General features: G+C 38.5%; 17 protein-coding genes. 15 read left to right on the forward strand and 2 right to left on the reverse strand.

All coding sequences use genetic code 11. The features are described 5' to 3' along the window. The first annotated feature begins 6 nt into the window (after positions 1-6). Positions 7-2358 carry an ATP-dependent Clp protease ATP-binding subunit ClpA gene (clpA, locus tag ACFIKD_RS05165; RefSeq protein ID WP_375647388.1) on the forward strand — a complete coding sequence of 784 codons (2352 nt, stop codon included), beginning with the start codon at positions 7-9 and terminating at the stop codon, positions 2356-2358. A 7-nt stretch (positions 2359-2365) separates the two neighbouring features. On the opposite strand, the gene ACFIKD_RS05170 is transcribed toward clpA, so the two are convergent. Both ACFIKD_RS05170 and ACFIKD_RS05175 read right to left on the reverse strand, forming a co-directional pair. Next, positions 2366-2788: an HIT family protein gene (locus tag ACFIKD_RS05170; protein ID WP_012755038.1), complete on the reverse strand. Its 423-nt coding sequence runs from the start codon at positions 2786-2788 to the stop codon at positions 2366-2368. 133 nt (positions 2789-2921) lie between these two features. Beyond that, complete coding sequence (locus ACFIKD_RS05175) at positions 2922-3383, reverse strand: RidA family protein (RefSeq protein ID WP_208439554.1); 462 nt, start codon at positions 3381-3383, stop codon at positions 2922-2924. 145 nt (positions 3384-3528) lie between these two features. Here ACFIKD_RS05175 and ACFIKD_RS05180 point away from each other — a divergent pair, with 145 nt between their 5' ends. From ACFIKD_RS05180 to lpxB, 14 genes are all read left to right on the forward strand, one after another. Next, positions 3529-4365 (forward strand): cell envelope integrity EipB family protein, encoded by an 837-nt coding sequence (locus ACFIKD_RS05180; protein WP_375644671.1) that lies wholly within the window; start codon positions 3529-3531, stop codon positions 4363-4365. 167 nt (positions 4366-4532) lie between these two features. Beyond that, on the forward strand, positions 4533-5312 hold the full coding sequence (rpsB, locus tag ACFIKD_RS05185; protein ID WP_375644672.1) for a 30S ribosomal protein S2: 780 nt from the start codon (positions 4533-4535) through the stop codon (positions 5310-5312). 102 nt (positions 5313-5414) lie between these two features. Then, a complete protein-coding gene (gene tsf, locus ACFIKD_RS05190) occupies positions 5415-6338 on the forward strand; it encodes a translation elongation factor Ts (RefSeq protein WP_375636260.1) in 924 nt (307 codons plus the stop codon). 157 nt (positions 6339-6495) lie between these two features. Further along, positions 6496-7215: a UMP kinase gene (gene pyrH, locus ACFIKD_RS05195; RefSeq protein ID WP_375636262.1), complete on the forward strand. Its 720-nt coding sequence runs from the start codon at positions 6496-6498 to the stop codon at positions 7213-7215. Between the two features lie 37 nt (positions 7216-7252). Next, complete coding sequence (gene frr, locus ACFIKD_RS05200; RefSeq protein WP_375636264.1) at positions 7253-7813, forward strand: ribosome recycling factor; 561 nt, start codon at positions 7253-7255, stop codon at positions 7811-7813. Positions 7814-7912: 99 nt separating this feature from the next. Beyond that, the gene (locus ACFIKD_RS05205; RefSeq protein WP_375636266.1) at positions 7913-8056 is read left to right on the forward strand and encodes a hypothetical protein; all 144 of its coding nucleotides are present in this window, start codon (positions 7913-7915) and stop codon (positions 8054-8056) included. Positions 8057-8559: 503 nt separating this feature from the next. Next, positions 8560-9375, forward strand: a complete 816-nt coding sequence (locus tag ACFIKD_RS05210; RefSeq protein ID WP_375636267.1) for a phosphatidate cytidylyltransferase — start codon at positions 8560-8562, stop codon at positions 9373-9375. A 15-nt stretch (positions 9376-9390) separates the two neighbouring features. Then, the gene (locus ACFIKD_RS05215) at positions 9391-10539 is read left to right on the forward strand and encodes an RIP metalloprotease (RefSeq protein ID WP_375647390.1); all 1149 of its coding nucleotides are present in this window, start codon (positions 9391-9393) and stop codon (positions 10537-10539) included. Between the two features lie 203 nt (positions 10540-10742). Continuing rightward, positions 10743-13139 carry an outer membrane protein assembly factor BamA gene (gene bamA / locus ACFIKD_RS05220; RefSeq protein WP_375647391.1) on the forward strand — a complete coding sequence of 799 codons (2397 nt, stop codon included), beginning with the start codon at positions 10743-10745 and terminating at the stop codon, positions 13137-13139. A 65-nt stretch (positions 13140-13204) separates the two neighbouring features. Beyond that, positions 13205-14251: a UDP-3-O-(3-hydroxymyristoyl)glucosamine N-acyltransferase gene (gene lpxD, locus ACFIKD_RS05225; protein WP_375647392.1), complete on the forward strand. Its 1047-nt coding sequence runs from the start codon at positions 13205-13207 to the stop codon at positions 14249-14251. A gap of 1 nt (position 14252) precedes the next feature. Next, complete coding sequence (gene fabZ / locus ACFIKD_RS05230; protein ID WP_375626256.1) at positions 14253-14720, forward strand: 3-hydroxyacyl-ACP dehydratase FabZ; 468 nt, start codon at positions 14253-14255, stop codon at positions 14718-14720. Between the two features lie 24 nt (positions 14721-14744). After that, positions 14745-15569, forward strand: a complete 825-nt coding sequence (lpxA, locus tag ACFIKD_RS05235; RefSeq protein WP_375647394.1) for an acyl-ACP--UDP-N-acetylglucosamine O-acyltransferase — start codon at positions 14745-14747, stop codon at positions 15567-15569. Between the two features lie 2 nt (positions 15570-15571). Next, positions 15572-16444, forward strand: coding sequence for an LpxI family protein (locus ACFIKD_RS05240; protein WP_375647395.1), 873 nt, complete (start codon positions 15572-15574; stop codon positions 16442-16444). Further along, a complete protein-coding gene (lpxB, locus tag ACFIKD_RS05245; protein WP_375647397.1) occupies positions 16437-17633 on the forward strand; it encodes a lipid-A-disaccharide synthase in 1197 nt (398 codons plus the stop codon). The genes ACFIKD_RS05240 and lpxB overlap by 8 nt, the downstream gene beginning before the upstream one ends. Positions 17634-17643 lie beyond the last annotated feature (10 nt).

The following is a 17643-nucleotide window of genomic DNA, read 5'->3' on the forward strand; positions in this document are numbered from 1 at the left end:
GGAATTATGCCATCTTTTACACCTAGTCTTGAAGAGGTTTTGCATCGTGCATTAACAATTGCTACTCAAGCACGGCATGAATACGCAACATTAGAGCATCTTCTACTTGCGCTGTTAGATGATGCCGATGCAAATTCCGTTATTCAGGCTTGCCAGGTAGATGTGGAGGAATTGCGAGAGCGCTTAACCAATTATCTTCGCTCAGAGTTAGATGAACAGATTAGAGCTGATGAGGATACGAAGCCTACAGCTTTTTTCCAGCGTGTTATCCAACGTGCGGTGATTCATGCACAATCAGCTGGAAAAGATGAAGTATCGGGGGCAAATGTTCTTGTTGCAATTTTTTCTGAACGTGAAAGCCATGCAGCATATTTTCTTCAAGAAATGGGAATGACACGCTATGATGCTGTACGTTTTATTTCGCATGGTATCACACGTGATGATGGGTTATCCATGTTACTTGAAGGACTTGAAGAGCAATTAGATCAGCAGATTTCGGATAATGGTGAAAGAGGAACAAGTGCTTTAACGAATTATTGTGTTGACCTCAATTGTAAAGCACTTAATGGAAAAATTGATTTATTAATTGGCCGTGAAATAGAAATTTCACGCATGATTCAGATTTTATGTCGAAGGTCAAAAAACAATCCGCTTTTGGTTGGTGATCCTGGAGTGGGGAAAACCGCTATAATTGAGGGATTAGCAAAGCGCATTGTTGATGGGCAAGTGCCTGAAGTTTTATCAAATGCAACAATATTTTCTCTTGATATGGGGGGACTTGTTGCTGGTACACGTTATCGCGGTGATTTTGAAGAACGCTTAAAGCAAGTTATTAAAGAGTTTGAGCTGTATCCAGATGCTATTTTATTTATTGATGAAATTCATACCTTAATTGGAGCAGGAGCGACATTAGGGGGAAATATGGATGCAGCAAATCTTTTAAAACCTGTATTATCTTCTGGAACTATGCGATGTATTGGTTCGACGACTTACAGAGAATATCGCAAATTCTTTGAACAAGATCGTGCTTTAGAGCGTCGTTTTCAGAAGATTGATATTAATGAACCTTCTGTTACAGATGCGATTAAGATTTTGCAGGGGATGAAGCCTTACTTTGAAGATTTTCATCAGATTAAATATACAGATCAGGCGATGAAGGCATCCGTAGAATTATCTTCACGTTATATAATTGACCGTAGGTTACCTGACAAAGCAATTGATATTATTGATGAAAGTGGCGCAGCGCAAAAGCTTTTGCCACAAAAACAACGCAAGAAGAGTATAGGTGTTAAAGAAATTGAAGCCACTGTTGCTACAATTGCAAGAATTCCACCAAAAACAGTTTCTCGGAATGATCAGAAGATACTGAGTAAGCTTGAAAGAGAACTCAAACATGTTGTTTATGGGCAAGATCAGGCAATTTCCGTCTTAGTTTCATCCATAAAATTGGCGCGAGCAGGTTTACGCGAATCGGATAAACCAATAGGAAGTTATTTATTTTCAGGACCAACAGGTGTAGGAAAAACTGAAGTTGCAAAACAGCTTGCATCATCTTTAGGCATTGAATTATTGCGTTTTGATATGTCAGAATATATGGAACGGCATACGGTAGCACGTTTAATCGGAGCTCCTCCAGGTTATATAGGGTTTGATCAAGGAGGTCTCCTTACAGATGCTGTTGATCAGAAGCCTCACGCAGTCCTATTGCTAGATGAGATTGAGAAAGCACATCCAGAGTTATTTAATATTTTATTGCAGGTAATGGATTATGGTAGATTAACAGACCATAATGGTAAGAAAATTGATTTCCGCAATGTTATTTTGATTATGACAACCAATGCTGGCGCTTCAGATATGGCAAAATCAGCTATTGGATTTGGGAAAGTACATCGTGATGGTGAGGATATAGAAGCAATCAATCGGTTATTTACACCAGAGTTTCGTAATCGGTTAGATGCAATTATTCCGTTTGCACCGTTATCTCATTTAATCATCAATCAGATAGTGCAAAAATTTATTTTTCAGCTTGAAGCACAATTAGCTGATCGGGGAATTTGTTTTGAATTAAGCCCTTCTGCAACTTTATGGCTTTCCAATAAGGGATACGATTCTCAGATGGGAGCACGCCCATTAGGGCGTGTTATACAAGAATATATTAAAAAGCCATTAGCTGATGAAATTTTATTTGGAAAGTTACGCAACGGTGGCATTGTTCGCGTATTGACACAAAAATCAAATGGCAAAAAAGAAAGCTTACAGTTAGAAATTTCATCTTCCGATATATCTGCAAGTTCAAAGAAAAGTAAAATGGAAAATTTTACAAAAAAACGTGTAGGAAAAAAAAGCACAACAACTTAAGAGTGTGTTATAAGGCTGCACGGATTTTCTTTGCATTCTCTTCAAGTATTTCTGTAGGCGTTATTATATTATTATGAGGGGTAAGTTCTATTCCCTCCATACGTGGTATAATATGGAAATGGAGATGATAAACGGTTTGTTGACTAGCTGCTTCATTAAATTGCATGACAGTTATGCCATCTGCTTGAAAGGCTTTTTTGACGGCATTTGCAATTTTTTGAACAGCTTTAATAACAGGAAATAATGTTTCAGTATCTGCATCAAGTAAGTTTCTAGAGCCTTTTTTAGGAATGACCAGCGTATGACCTGGTGCCTGTGGCATGATATCCATAAATCCAATAACATCATCATCTTCGTAGACACGAACAGAAGGGATTTCATTGCGAATCAATTTAGCAAAAATATTGTTATTGTCATAAGCTTGTTTCATACAAATATTTCCTTTTATTGTAAGTTTAAGATTTTAATTAAAAACGAAAAAATACAAAGTTTATCAGAGTTTAAGACAAAGAAGTATTTTGACTTTAGTTATATTTAGGATGGTGCACTGTCTTAATGAAGGCTTAGATTTCTATGATGGCTTCAACTTCTACAGGAACATCCATAGGAAGAGAGGCAACACCAATAGCAGAACGGGCGTGTTTTCCAATTTCACCAAGGATATTGACGAATAAATTAGAAGCTCCATTGGCAACAAAAGGAATATCGGTAAAATGAGAATCTACAGCCACAAAAACAGTAATTTTTACCACACGTTTTATTTTATTTAAGTCACCTAGAGTTGCTTGGAGTTGAGCGAGAATATTGAGAGCGCAAGCTTCGGATGCTTTTTGGGCTTGTTCGGTATTCACAGTTGCACCAACTTTACCGATGGCTATTGGTTTTCCATTAATAAGAGGGAGTTGTCCAGAAATAAAGAGTTGATTGCCACTTTGTGAAGTGGTGATGTAATTGGCAAGGGGGGAGATTACTTCAGGAAGAGTGATTCCGAATTTCTCTAAGTTTTTTTCAATCATATTGGTCATAATTTAAACTCCATAGCTGCTCTATAATACATTCATTGTATAATCTATTTTTTGATTTAAGGAAATGTGTGGTTAATTGAGAAATTAGCCTTTTTTGCCTTATTGTATGATGTTATGCAACGGGGATAAAGTTTGGAATTTGGGAATGATTAGATCATTATTTATAATAATTTCATATATTGTTTTTTTATGTACAGCGAGAGCTGAAGAGCCTATTTTTATTGTGCCTCATCGAGCAATTTATGATTTTCATCTCGATAGCGTTTCTCATGACATGACAATTTCTGCGATGTCAGGGCGAATGGTTTACGAGCTTACTGGTTCGGCATGCCAAGGCTATAGCACACGTTTTCGTTTTATTAGTCGTGTTCACATTGAAGATATGCCGGTACGTTTAACGGATCAACAGACGACGAGTTATGAAACAGGAGACAGCCGTGCATTTCATTTTAATATTACAGATCAAGAGGGAGAAGAGGTTGCGCATCGTGCTGAGGGAGTTGCGGAGCGTACTCAAGATGGTATTACAGTTACCTTAAAAAAGCCAAAGGAAAAAGAGTATAAGCTTGCAATGGCTGAATTTCCAATGATGCAACTAAAAAATATTATCCGCCATGCAAAAGCAGGGCATCATTTTTACAATGTTACTGTATTTGATGGGACAAATAAAGCAGATAAAGTTATAAAAGAAAGTATTGTCATAGGGGAAAAGAAGGCGCTTTTATCTGATAGCGAAACGGAAAAAGTAAGAAAATTGGATGAAGACGAATATTGGCCTGTTACAATTTCTTATTTTGATGATGGAGAAAATAAAGATGGTTTGCCGGTTTATCGTAGCAGTTTTCTCTTAAATGAGAATGGTATCATGCGTGATCTTCATATAGATTATGGAACTTTTTCAGTGCGTGCAAAATTGAACAGTCTCGAATTCTTGGAACTTGGAAAAGATCTTAATCAATGTGAAAATGCAAATATTAAATGATTAAAGAAAATGACTTGAAAAAGAATCAAATATTAGTATGTTTGCGCTATTCCACACGCGGAGTTTGGGTGTTTGCAAATAATTTGTGAGAAAATTCTAGCAAGCATCCGCCGGTAGTAGGTTTTCCTGCTTTTCCCGCGGAGGTTGAACCGGAAAGGATAAGATTTATGGCACTACCCGATTTTACTATGCACCAGCTTTTAGAAGCAGGTGTGCATTTTGGTCACCAGACTCATCGTTGGAATCCCAAAATGACTCCCTATATTTATGGTCAGCGTAATAATATCCATATTATTGACCTTGCTCAGACCGTTCCGCTTTTATACCAAGCGCTTAAACTTGTTTCAGATACTGTTGCGCGTGGTGGTCGTATTCTCTTTGTTGGTACGAAACGGCAAGCATCTGATATTATCGCTGATGCGGCGAATCGTTCTGCCCAGTATTACGTTAATGCACGTTGGCTTGGCGGTATGCTCACAAACTGGAAAACGATTTCCAATTCGATACATCGTTTGCGAAAGCTTGACAAAATTCTTGCTGCTGAGGCGCAAGGTTTTACCAAAAAAGAACGTTTAAATCTTGAACGTGATCGTGAAAAGCTTAATCGTGCGCTTGGTGGTATTAAAGATATGGGATCTGTTCCAGATCTTATATTTGTCATCGATACGAATAAAGAAAATATTGCCCTTCAAGAAGCAAAACGTTTAGGCATTCCTGTTATCGCTATTATTGATACCAATTGCGATCCTGATGACGTAACGCATCCGATACCAGGTAATGATGATGCTTCACGTGCAATTTCTCTTTATTGCGATCTTTTTGCTCGTGCCGCCCTTGATGGTATTGCACGCCAGCAAGGAGCAATGGGTATCGATTTAGGAGCTCAAGTTGATGCGCCTGTGGAGCCTATTTTGGAAGAAAATGCGGTTTCAGAAGTTTCTGAATAATATAAAACGCCTAATTAAGGTACTTTTATTGTCTAAAGAAGAAGTTATAGGCGTGCAGAGGGGTTTTGCACGCTTTCACTATTACAGAATAAAGAGGCAAATATGAGCATTACTGCTGCACAAGTAAAAGAACTTCGAGAACTATCTGGCGCTGGTATGATGGACTGTAAAGCCGCTCTAGCTGAAACCAGTGGTGATATGGAAGCTGCTGTTGATTGGCTTCGTAAAAAAGGAATAGCTAAAGCAGATAAAAAGGCCGGTCGTACAGCGGCTGAAGGATTAATCGGAGTCGTATCAAAAGATTTAAATGCGGTTTTGGTTGAGATTAATTCTGAAACAGATTTTGTTGCACGCAATGCCGGATTCCAAGATATCGTGCGCAATGTAGCAACTGCTGCTTTAGATACGCCAGGTGATGTTGAATCTGTTTCTGTTTCTCTTTATCCAGGTTCTGAGAAGACTGTAGAGCTTACGATTAAAGATGCAATTGGTACAATTGGCGAAAATATGACATTTCGTCGTTCCGCTAAATTGTCTGTTGAGAATGGTGTTGTTGCGACTTATATACACAATAGTGTAGCTGATGGTCTTGGTAAGCTTGGTGTTTTGGTTGCGATTGAAACAACAGGAAATAAAGGGGCTGCTCTTGCTTTTGGTCGGCAGGTTGCGATGCATATTGCAGCAACCAATCCCTTAGCGCTTACAGCACAAGATGTTGATGCTGCTGCTGTTGAACGTGAAAAAGCAATTTTTTCAGATCAAGCACGTCAGTCTGGAAAGCCTGAAAATATCATTGAAAAAATGGTAGAAGGACGTATGCGTAAGTTTTTTGAAGAGGTTGTTTTGCTTTCTCAAGCTTTCGTTATGAATCCTGATATGACTGTTGAGGCAGCTTTAAAGGATGCTGAAAAATCAATTGGCGCACCAGCAAAAATTACAGGCTTTATTCGTTTTGCATTGGGTGAAGGTGTGGAAAAAGAGGAGTCTGATTTTGCTGCAGAGGTTGCTGCTGCTGTAAAAGGCTAGTTATTGCAAACTCTTGATCAGAGATTTAAAATCATATCGTTGGTTGTAGAATCTCTGATGGGAGCAATGTAATTGTTGAGAGGGCGTCACGTGAAAAAAGTGGTGCCCTTCGTGATGTCAAAAGCAAAAAGTCAATGTGCTTTTGGGGAGATTATTAATGGCATTAGCACTTCCGTATAAACGTATTCTTTTAAAGGCTTCTGGTGAAGCTCTTATGGGGGGGCAGAGTTTTGGCATTGATGTTTCTGTTGTAGACCGTATTGCCGCTGATATTGCAGAAGTGCGCACAATGGGGGTAGAAGTTGCGGTTGTTATCGGTGGGGGAAATATTTTTCGTGGCGTTGCTGTTGCTTCGCGTGGTGGGGACCGAGTGACAGGGGATCATATGGGAATGCTTGCAACTGCTATTAACTCTTTAGCATTGCGAACATCTTTGACAAAATTAGGGGTTGAAACTGTTGTACTCTCTGCGATTGCTATGCCACAAATTTGTGAAAGTTTCTCGCAACGTAAAGCAATAGCTTATATGAATCAGGGAAAAGTTGTTATTTTTGCGGGTGGTACAGGAAACCCATTTTTTACCACTGATTCTGCTGCTACTTTACGTGCAGCAGAGATTGGTGCGGATGTCCTTCTTAAAGGAACACAAGTTGATGGTATTTATTCAGCAGATCCAAAGATAGACCCTACGGCTAAGCGTTTTGACCAATTAACACATGTTGAAGTTTTACAATGGGGGTTATCTGTTATGGATTCAACGGCGGTCACTTTAGCACGTGAGAACAATGTACCGATTATTGTGTATTCCATTCATGAAAAAGGCGGTTTGGCTAAGGTCTTGAATGGAACAGGACGCTTTACAATAGTATCGGAATAAGGGTAAGCTTCAAAGGACAATTGAAGGAGACAGAAATATGAATGTTACATCAATTATGGATGATCTGAAACGTCGCATGGATGGTGCTATTGCGGCTTTTAAACATGAATTAGGTGGTTTGCGGACTGGACGTGCATCGGCCAGTTTATTAGAACCGTTGACCGTTGAATCTTATGGTTCTGTTGTGCACATAAATCAGGTTGCTAATATTTCTGTTCCCGAACCTCGGATGCTTTCTGTTTCTGTATGGGATAAAACGATGGTAGGAGCTGTAGAGCGCGCTATTCGCGATTCTGGTCTTGGTTTAAATCCCATAACTGATGGTACGAATTTACGTATTCCTTTGCCTGAGTTGAATGAAGAGCGCCGTAAAGAACTTGTAAAAATTGCACATCACTATGCAGAGCAAGCGCGTGTTGCTACACGTCATGTTCGTCGGGATGGTATGGACAATTTGAAAAAGTTAGAAAAAGATGGTGAAATTGGACAAGATGAAGCCCATAGTTTGTCTGAAAAAGTTCAAAAACTCACAGATGAAACGATTGCTGATATTGATAAAATTTTAGCCGTAAAAGAATCTGAAATTATGCACGTTTAAGACGGTTTTGTCGCTAGAAAAAGATGTTATACTTCCAGCCTGTAAATTGTTTCTATGGATAATAGTAGGAAGTAGAGTGCTCTGTGATAGCAAGGTGTGATGCAGGAAGGTATTTTATCGTTTTATCATCTTGATATGGGAGGGATTGATTTGAAAGGGCAGATGTTTTTATTTTTTAATCTGCATGGTAAATCAAGCTCTTTGCAGGAAGACACTATTGAGCAGCATGGTGAGGGCTTTTAGTTTAGCATGTCTTTGTTAAACTACATAATGAAAGTATTATTAGAAATTATTCAAATATTCTAAGATGAGGGTTGGGGAAAGAATATAACGCAAAAAATAAGCCTAACCTTTCTCTTATTTTCCCATTATAAAACATGTGAGTATAATCGATCAAGCAGATGTTATGTGGCGTAATTCGTTTTTCAATGACGAATAGTTGATAGAGAAGTGTTGTTATACGAAAGCTATATTAGTTAATTCATATGGGAGATAGATAGCTGCTTTTTCATTTTATATTTGAGAAAATATTAAAAAAAATATTTTAGGATTAATCCTGACGGAGATTTTTGAAGTTGGTTTCATTGATTATTGGTCTCAAAAGCGCTATCTTTGTAGACTGAATTATTTATGATAAATTATAAGAGAAATTTATACAAGTATGAAATAAAAATACTGCGTAGGGAAGTTTTTCTTGCGTCAATTTTAGAGCTTGTATTTTCTATTTTTATTGTTTGGATGTTGTTTTGTCTAATTTGGTTTATCGTGTTCTGACAGCTTTTGTGTTTGGCGTTATTGCGTTGTATCTAACATGGTTGGGAGGAATCTTCTTTTTTTTATTTGTATGGTGTATTGGCGGTTTTGTTCTTTATGAGTGGATGAGTATTACTAAAGAGAAATGGTGTATTTTACAAAAAATATTAGCAAGTACCTTTTATTTGATCTTTGGCTTTTTTTTAGTGTTGAGTGTATCTGCTTCATTGATTTTTTGTGTTTTAATCGTTTTGGCTGCGGTGTTGGCTATTATATCTATAAAAAAGAGTGGTTGGGTTTTTTGTGGTTTTTTATATGCATCTTTTCCTGTTGTTGCTTTATGCTTTCTACGGGATCATGAAATGTTGGGGTTCCAAGTTGTTATTTTCTTATTTACGATAGTGTGGGGAACAGATATTGGTGGGTATTTTATCGGACGTGCATTAGGGGGACCTAAATTAGCACCACAATTTTCTCCTAATAAAACATGGTCAGGAGCACTTGGTGGTACATTTGTCGGAGTTTTCGGTGGTATATGGGTTTCTTTTGGATTTTTTGATATAAATTTAGCAAGTTTTTTTGTGCCACTTCTTACACTTGTTTTGTCAATTGTTTCACAATTGAGTGATTTAGGGCAATCATGGCTCAAAAGACGGTTTTCTGTTAAAGATTCTAGTTCTTTATTGCCTGGACATGGTGGTTTTATGGATCGTATAGATGGATTGGTAGGGGCAGCTTTTCTTCTTTATTTAATTGGTTCATTTATGTCTGATATGGATGCACCTTTTAATCTTTTTAGTATGATCTAATTGGGAGAAGGTAGTTTGGGACTTTTAAATTATATCGTCACTATGGGTGATTTTCTTTTAAGAAGTTTGAGTATTCTTTTCATCATTATGATTATCATTTTTGTGCACGAATTTGGGCATTATCTCATTGGTCGGTGGTGTGGTATTAAGGCGTTAGTTTTTTCGCTTGGATTTGGGCCAGAAATAGCGAGTTATACAGATAAGCATGGCACGAAGTGGCGCTTAGCACTTATCCCCGTAGGAGGGTATGTAAAGTTTGTTGGGGATGAGGAAAAAATCGATATGGTATCATCCCAATCATCTCTGATTGTTGATGGTTCATTTGCTAGTGCGCATGCTTGGAAAAAAGCAGCAACTGTTTTTGCCGGTCCTTTTTTCAATGCCCTTTTTACTGTTGTTATTCTAACATTTTTTTTCTTTATCTATGGTCGTGTAGCCATTGAGCCCGTTGTTGGTTCTTTGGTAAAAGATAGCCCTGCTCTTCAGTCCGGTTTGGAGTTAGGTGATCGTTTTGTTGAAATGGATGGACGACGGGTTGAAAGTTTTGAAGATTTGATGAATTATGTAGCTTTTCACGGAAGAGAACCCATAGAGTTTAAAATAGAACGCATGGGGCGATTCTTTACAACGGTGATTACCCCGAAAATCGTTGAGCGAGATGATGGATTTGGTAATCGAACACGAAGTGCTATGATAGGTGTAGGTGTTCCTATTGATTTAAATAATCCTGCACATTTAGATCCAACTTATATAAAACATATTCGCTATGGTTTTGTAACAGCTGTAAGAGAAGCGTCAGATCGTACTGTGTTTATCGTCACTCAAACCGTTCTTTTTATGAGTCGTTTAATAGGAGGAAAAGAGGACCGTTGTCGGCTAAGTGGACCTTCTAAAACCGTTAAAATTGCTTGGAAAGTGAGCGAGACAGGTTTTGTTTCTTTGTTGAATTTGGCAGCTTTTCTTTCAATAAGTGTTGGGCTTATTAACCTTTTTCCGATTCTACCGCTTGATGGTGGGCATCTTTTATTGCATGTCATTGAGGTCATTACTAGGAGGAAAATATCTGCTAAAATTCAGGGAATTATTTTTCGTTTAGGTTTTTCCATTCTTCTCCTTTTTATGATCTTTGTCTTTTTTAATGATTATTTTTGTTGGTTTAGCTAATTAAATTATGGAAAACGCTTTATAAATTGAGTAATAATAGCGAAAACAAATTGAAGGTTGTTTACCATGTCTGCAAAATGTTGTGGCGTCGTACATTATAATGAGTAATTAAGGAATGAAAAGTCTCGCTGTAAAAAGGTTGTTATGGCAGTTAGCTTTTTAAGGCATCATGTCCAAGGAACAAGAGTAAGGTAAAAAAGCCAATGACTACAAATTCAAAGTTTTTAAATGCAGCATCTGTATTGGTGTTAAAGATGGGGATGATTGCCCCGGCAACGGTTTTTATGTCAATTGCTGCGGTTGGAGAAATGCAAGCGTCTGTAGTCCGTTCTATTGAGGTTCGTGGGAATAAGTTTGTAAGTTCTCAGGCGATTCGAGACAATATGGGGATTAAGGCTGGACAAGGGGTTTCCAGTGCTGATGTTGATAATGCTGTGAAGAATCTTTTCGAATTGGGTTTATTTTATGATGTTAAAATAAATCCGGTAGGTGATAAATTGGTTGTATTCGTAAAAGAATATGAGGTTGTCAATCAGATATTGTTTCAGGGAAATAAATCTTTTAAAGACCCAGATCTTAAGCGGTTTATTTCTTTAAAACCGAATGAGCCTTTTAATTCTGCTAAGCTTTCTGCTGATATAAATACAATTCGTGAAGCTTATAAAACTCTTGGTCGTAATAATATCACTGTCAACGTTCAAACGATTAACCTTGGAAAAGGGCGAGTTAATGTAGTATTTAATGTTGTTGAAGGGCAAAAAACAAAGATTGGTGATATCACTTTTAAGGGGAATAGTGTCTTTGGAAGTCGTCGTTTGCGTGATGTGATTTCAACAAAAACTTCAGGAATTTTTTCGAAGTTATTGGGAGGTGATGTTTACAGTGAAGAGCGTCTCGCTGCTGATGAAGAAGCTTTACGTCGCTTTTATTATAATCGTGGTTATGCAGATTTTCGTGTAGTCTCTTCTAAAGCGACTTTTGATGCAGCAAGCAATACATATAAAATTTCTTTCGTTCTTGATGAGGGTGTGCGCTATAAAATTAGTGATATTCAGGTTGAAAGTGATGTTGATGGAATTGACGTTCAATCTGTGAAAAGGGTGCTTAAAACCCAGCCAGGTGATGTTTATAGCGCAGAAGATATTGAACAGTCTGTTGCAATTATTAATAACAAGGTTGCTGATTCGGGATATGCTTTTGCTAAAGTTGAGCCGCGGGGAAATCGTAATTTAGCAAATCATACAATTTCAATTTTATATAATATTGAACAGGGTACACGTGCTTATATTCAGCGTATTGATATACGTGGCAATGAGAAAACGCGTGATTACGTCATTCGCCGTGAGATTGATTTAAACGAAGGGGATGCTTACAATCAAACTTTATTACAGCGGGCAAAACGTCGTCTAGAAAGTTTAGGTTTCTTCAAAGCCGTTAATATTTCAATGGTTCCCACAGATCAATCTGACCAAGTTATTTTGGTAATAGATGTCGTTGAAGCTTCAACAGGAGATCTCTCTCTTTCTGGAGGATATACAACAGGGGGGACAAGTCCTGGTATGTCACTTGAAGTTTCTGTTACCGAACGTAATCTTGGGGGACGTGGTCAATATGTTCGTTTAGGATTAGGTGCGGGGCAAGAAAAATCTCGTAATTATAATTTATCATTTGTTGATCCTTATTTCTTAGGGTATCGTTTATCTGCTGGCGTTGATGTTTTTCGTAGTACTTACCGTGCTGATAAGGCCTATGATGTACGACAGACAGGTGGATCGCTACGGTTTTCATTACCTATTAATAATCAATTATCTGCTAATGTAGCTTATTCTTATGTACAGGAAGAATATGATTTTGGCGGAGAGTACGATTTTGACAAAGAGAGTGACGTAATAGAATTATATGGGAAATATTCTGGTGCGATTGTTCAAGCTGCAAAACAAAGCCCTTGGAAACGTTCATCAATTAGTTATGGTTTCACCTATAATACGATTGATGATATGAGATCCCCCCATGATGGATGGTACGTGCATCTTCTTCAGGAATATGCAGGGCTTGGTGGAAGTGCAAAGTTCTTGAAGACCACGGGTAAGGCGATGATGTACAAGACTCTTTCTGACCAGAAGGATATTGTTGGTTTGCTTTCCTTTGGGGGTGGTTATATCAACGGAATGGGCCGAGATGGTGTTCGTATTTTCGATATGTTTAAAGCGAATACTGATATGATTCGAGGGTTCAAATATAATGGAATAGGTCCGCGTCAGGTTTCCAGTAAGGGTGAGGTTTATTTCTTGGGGGGAACAACATATATGAATGCGACTGCTGAAGTACAGTTTCCTATCCCTGTTGTGCCTGAAGGGTTCGGGTTGCGCGGTGCTTTATTTGCGGATATTGCCACGCTTTATGGCAATAATTATAAAGCCGTTTTTAAGGGTGAACCGTCTGTTACCAATACCAAAAGTGCTTGGCGTTCATCTGCAGGTGTGAGTTTGATGTGGGATTCTCCGTTTGGTCCTTTGCGTTTTGATTATGCTTGGCCAATAACGAAGCAGGAAGGTGATCGTTTGCAACAATTGAATTTTGGTATTTCTACGAAGTTCTGATTTGAGTGATTTTAAGAAGGAAAAACTTGAAGAGAATAGCTTAAGCTGGGAGAGAAAGTGTTTTGATGGCGGATACATTTTTTTTTACGCCGTCCCGGCAATTGACAGTTGCAGATGTTGCTGAGTTGACGGGTGCAAAGCTTCTTAATCCAGAGTTTTCTCATAAAGTTATCAATACTCTTTCTTCACTTGAGAGTGCTGTGGAAGGTTCTCTTGTTTTTGTAGAGCATCGGAAGTTTTCTGATGCTTTACTGGACAGTTCCGCTGTTGCTGTTTTTTGTACGAATGAGATTGTTTTTAAAGTTCCCGAAACTATGGCAATTTTGGTAACATCCACACCACAGCGTGACTTTGCTCAGATTGGTCGTATTTTGTTTCCAGATTCTGTCAAGCCAATGCCTTGGTTAGGATCGAAGGGGATTTCATCGCATGCGCATATTCATCCAACGGCTAAGTTGGCACATGATGTGTGTATTGAAGCGGGAGCTGTTATTGGTAGAAATGTTGAGATTGGTGCAGGAACTCTCATTTCATCCACAGCTGTTATCGGTGAAAATTGCCGTATTGGATGTGACTGCTATATTGCTCCTAAGGTAACAGTTCAGTGTTCTATAATAGGTGATAAGGTTCAGCTTTATCCTGGTGTTTGTATTGGGCAAGATGGTTTTGGTTATGTTGGGGGCGTTTCTGGAATCGAGAAAATTCCACAGCTTGGTCGCGTTATTATTGAGGATGGTGTAGAAGTTGGTGCGAACACGACAATTGATCGTGGGACATTTCAAGATACTGTTATTGGTGAAGGAAGCAAGATTGATAATCTTGTACAAATTGCCCACAATGTAAAAATTGGCCGCTATTGTCTTATTGCTGCTCAATGTGGCGTTGCGGGAAGTACATCGATAGGGGATATGTCTCAGCTTGGCGGGGGTGTTGGAGTAGCCGATCACATCATAATAGGTAAATGTGTTCAGATTGCTGCTCGTAGTGGTGTTATGAATGACATTCCGGATGGCGAAAAATGGGGAGGTAGTCCAGCGCGACCATTTAAACAATGGTTTCGTGAAGTAGCGACGTTGCGCAGTATGGGAAAAGTTAAAAAGGAGAAACGCTGATATGATCAGCAGTGAAAAGACTAAAAACTTAGAGGCTGTCGATATTGAAAAACTATTATCAATATTACCGCACCGTTATCCGTTTTTATTAATCGATCGTATAGTTGATATTGATGGTGAACAAGGAGCTATTGGTATTAAAAATATAACGATTAATGAGCCGCATTTTACGGGACATTTTCCCGCAAAGCCTGTTATGCCTGGAGTTTTGATTTTAGAAGCTATGGCACAAACGGCAGGAGCAATAGCACTTTTAAATTTAGGCAATAAGCAAACAAATTTAGTTTACCTTATGACGGTTGATAATGCGAAATTTCGTAAGCCGGTTATGCCTGGTGATCAGCTCAAGATTCATGTTCAGCTTTTGAAAAAAAGATCTGGTATGAGACGTTTTTCGTGCGTTGCAAAAGTAGAAGATGTCCGCGTCGCTGAAGCAGAAATTGCTGCGATGATTGTCGAAGAAGAATAAACGATATTTGATGGGAATTTAAAAATGTCCGGTACAAAAATCCATCCAACTGCTCTTGTGGAGAAGGGAGCGCAGCTTGGTGAGAATGTACAAGTTGGACCGTTTTGTCATATTAGTTCAGATGCTGTTATTGGTGATGGATGCAGTTTGATGAGTCATGTTGTGATAATGGGGAAGACAACGTTAGGAGCCAAGAGTAAAGTATTTTCTCATGCAGTTTTGGGGGGAGATCCGCAAAATAATAAACATAAGGGAGAGGCTACGACTCTTTCGATTGGTAAAAACTGTACGATTCGTGAAGGCGTAACAATGCATAGGGGTTCCGATTCGAGTGTAGGAATGACAGTTGTTGGTGATAATTGCCAATTTTTTTGTTATGCGCATATCGCTCATGATTGTCATGTAGGGAATCATGTAACATTCGCAAATAATGCGATGATAGCTGGTCATGTTATTATTGGTGATTATGTGATTATTGGTGGGGGTGCTGCTGTGCATCAATTTGTTCGTGTTGGGCATCATGCATTTATTGGTGGTGTATCGGCATTGGTTGGTGATCTCATTCCCTATGGAACAGCTGTTGGGGTACAGGCAAAACTTGCTGGCCTCAATATTATTGGCATGAAGCGTGCAGGACTTGAGCGTCAAGATATTCATGCACTCCGTCATGCGGTTGCCATGCTTTTTGATCATAGCAAACCATTTAAAGAGCGTGTCAGTGATGTTGCTTCTTTCTATTCTTTTTCTCAGGCTGTTCTTGATATAGTTAATTTTATTAAGGAAGAAGGAAAACGTTTTTATTGTACACCAAAATTTGAAGGTGATAGAATAAAAGAATATAAGGATTAAAAATGCCTATTTGGGGAGCCAGAGGTTTTCTTTCCGGCCGTACTGCTATTATAGCAGGAAATGGTGTTCTGCCGATTACTGTTGCGCAGGCTCTTGAGAAGAATGGAGAGAATCCTTTTCTTGTGCTTTTGCGTGGTGAGGCAGATTCTGTTCTTTCTCGCTATGAGCATTGCGAGCTATCAATTGTAGAGTTAGCGCGACTCATTAAAATCTTAAAAGAGGCTAGAGTTTATAATGTTGTTTTGGCAGGTGGTGTGAAAAAGCGCCCACTTCTTAAACAATTGCGACTGGACTGGACAACATTTTTAGCTCTTCCTAAGTTAATCGGAGCTTTGAAGAGAGGGGATGATGCGTTATTAAAAGCTTTTATACGGCTTATTGAAACGTATGGTTTTCGTGTTGTTGGTGCTCACGAGATAGTCGCAGATCTTTTAGCTCCTATGGAGTTTGATTTAACAGTGCGGCGTGCTACGCAAAAAGAGAAAAAAGATATTTTTTTAGCAGCAGAAGCAGCAAAGCTTTTAGGTCAATTAGATATCGGGCAAGCCGTTGTTGTTGTCCAAGGAAGGGTGGTTGCACTGGAGGGCGCTGAGGGAACTGATAATATGTTATGGCGTGTTTGTGAAATGCGAGAAAGAGGGCAAATTCCCCTTAAAGGTGGCGTTCTTGTAAAATGTGCAAAACCACAACAGGATAATCGCGTTGATTTACCATCAATTGGGCCCGCGACAATAATGAATATTGCAAAAAGTGGTTTATCTGGTGTTGCAGTGGAGGCAAATAGAAGTCTAATATTATCGGTGAAAACAACAATAGAAAAAGCCAATAAATATTCTCTATTTATAGAGACATTTGAAAAGTTTGCTCATGAATAATTGTTTCTTAAAGATTGCTGTGGTTTCAGGGGAGGAATCTGGTGATTTACTTGCGTCCGATTTAATTTCTTGTTTATCACAACAAACAGGATGCAATATTCATTTGATTGGTGTTGGGGGGAGGCATTTAAAGGCATTAGGTTTAAAAAGCTTTTTTGATTCCCATGATATTGCTTTAATAGGTTTAAAGGAGGTGTTGAAAAAACTACCATTATTGTTGCTACATATTCGCAATTTATCCAAATTTATTGCACAAGAACAACCTGATTGCCTCATTATTATTGATAGTCCTGATTTCACGCATCGTGTTGCAAAAAAGGTGCGCGTTTTAGCGCCTTCTATTCCTATCATTAAATATGTTGCACCAACCGTTTGGGCATGGCGTCCAGAGCGTGCTAAAGCTATGCGCAAGTTTGTTGACCATGTTTTAGCGGTTTTTCCTTTTGAAGAAAAGATTATGCAAGATTTGGGTGGTCCTCCCACGACTTATGTTGGACATCGTCTTTTGACATATCCTCCCCTTTTGATAGTTCAGTCAGAAAAAAAATGCCAATTAGAACAAAGAAATTTGAGCGATACACAAACATTATCGCCTACATTAGTTATTTTGCCAGGATCACGCAATTTAGAAATTCGTTCTTTAATGCCTATTTTTCGAGAAACAGTAGAGATTCTTGTACAACGTATTCCTCATTTACGTATTATTTTACCAACATTACCACGTTTAGCGGATAAAATTCGTGATTTTGTACAAGGCTGGAAAAGCAAAGTGGAAATTGTAGTTGGTGAAGATGCAAAATGGCGTGCTTTTGCACAAGCAGATGTTGCACTTGCAGCATCTGGAACGGTTTCACTTGAATTAGCATTAGCTAAAATTCCAACAGTCCTTTGCTATAAACTTGATCGTTTTTCTAAATTCTTTATTTTCCCTAAAATAATTTTATGGAGTGCAGCTCTTCCCAATATTATTTCTGATAAGCCTATTGTACCGGAATATTTTGATGAATTTTTACGCCCTGGTATGTTAGCAAGACAAGTAGAACAACTTTTGTTTAATCCTTTAATACGACAGGCACAACTCGATGCCTTTGAGATGGTAGAACAGAAAATGAAAACTGAAGTACCATCGGGGGTTGTTGGCGCACAAATAATTATCACTCTTTTAAAAAGCAGGAATAAAATTGTATAAATAAAGCAAT

The organism is Bartonella sp. CR84HXZ, from assembly GCF_042194535.1.
GTDB lineage: Bacteria > Pseudomonadota > Alphaproteobacteria > Rhizobiales > Rhizobiaceae > Bartonella > Bartonella grahamii.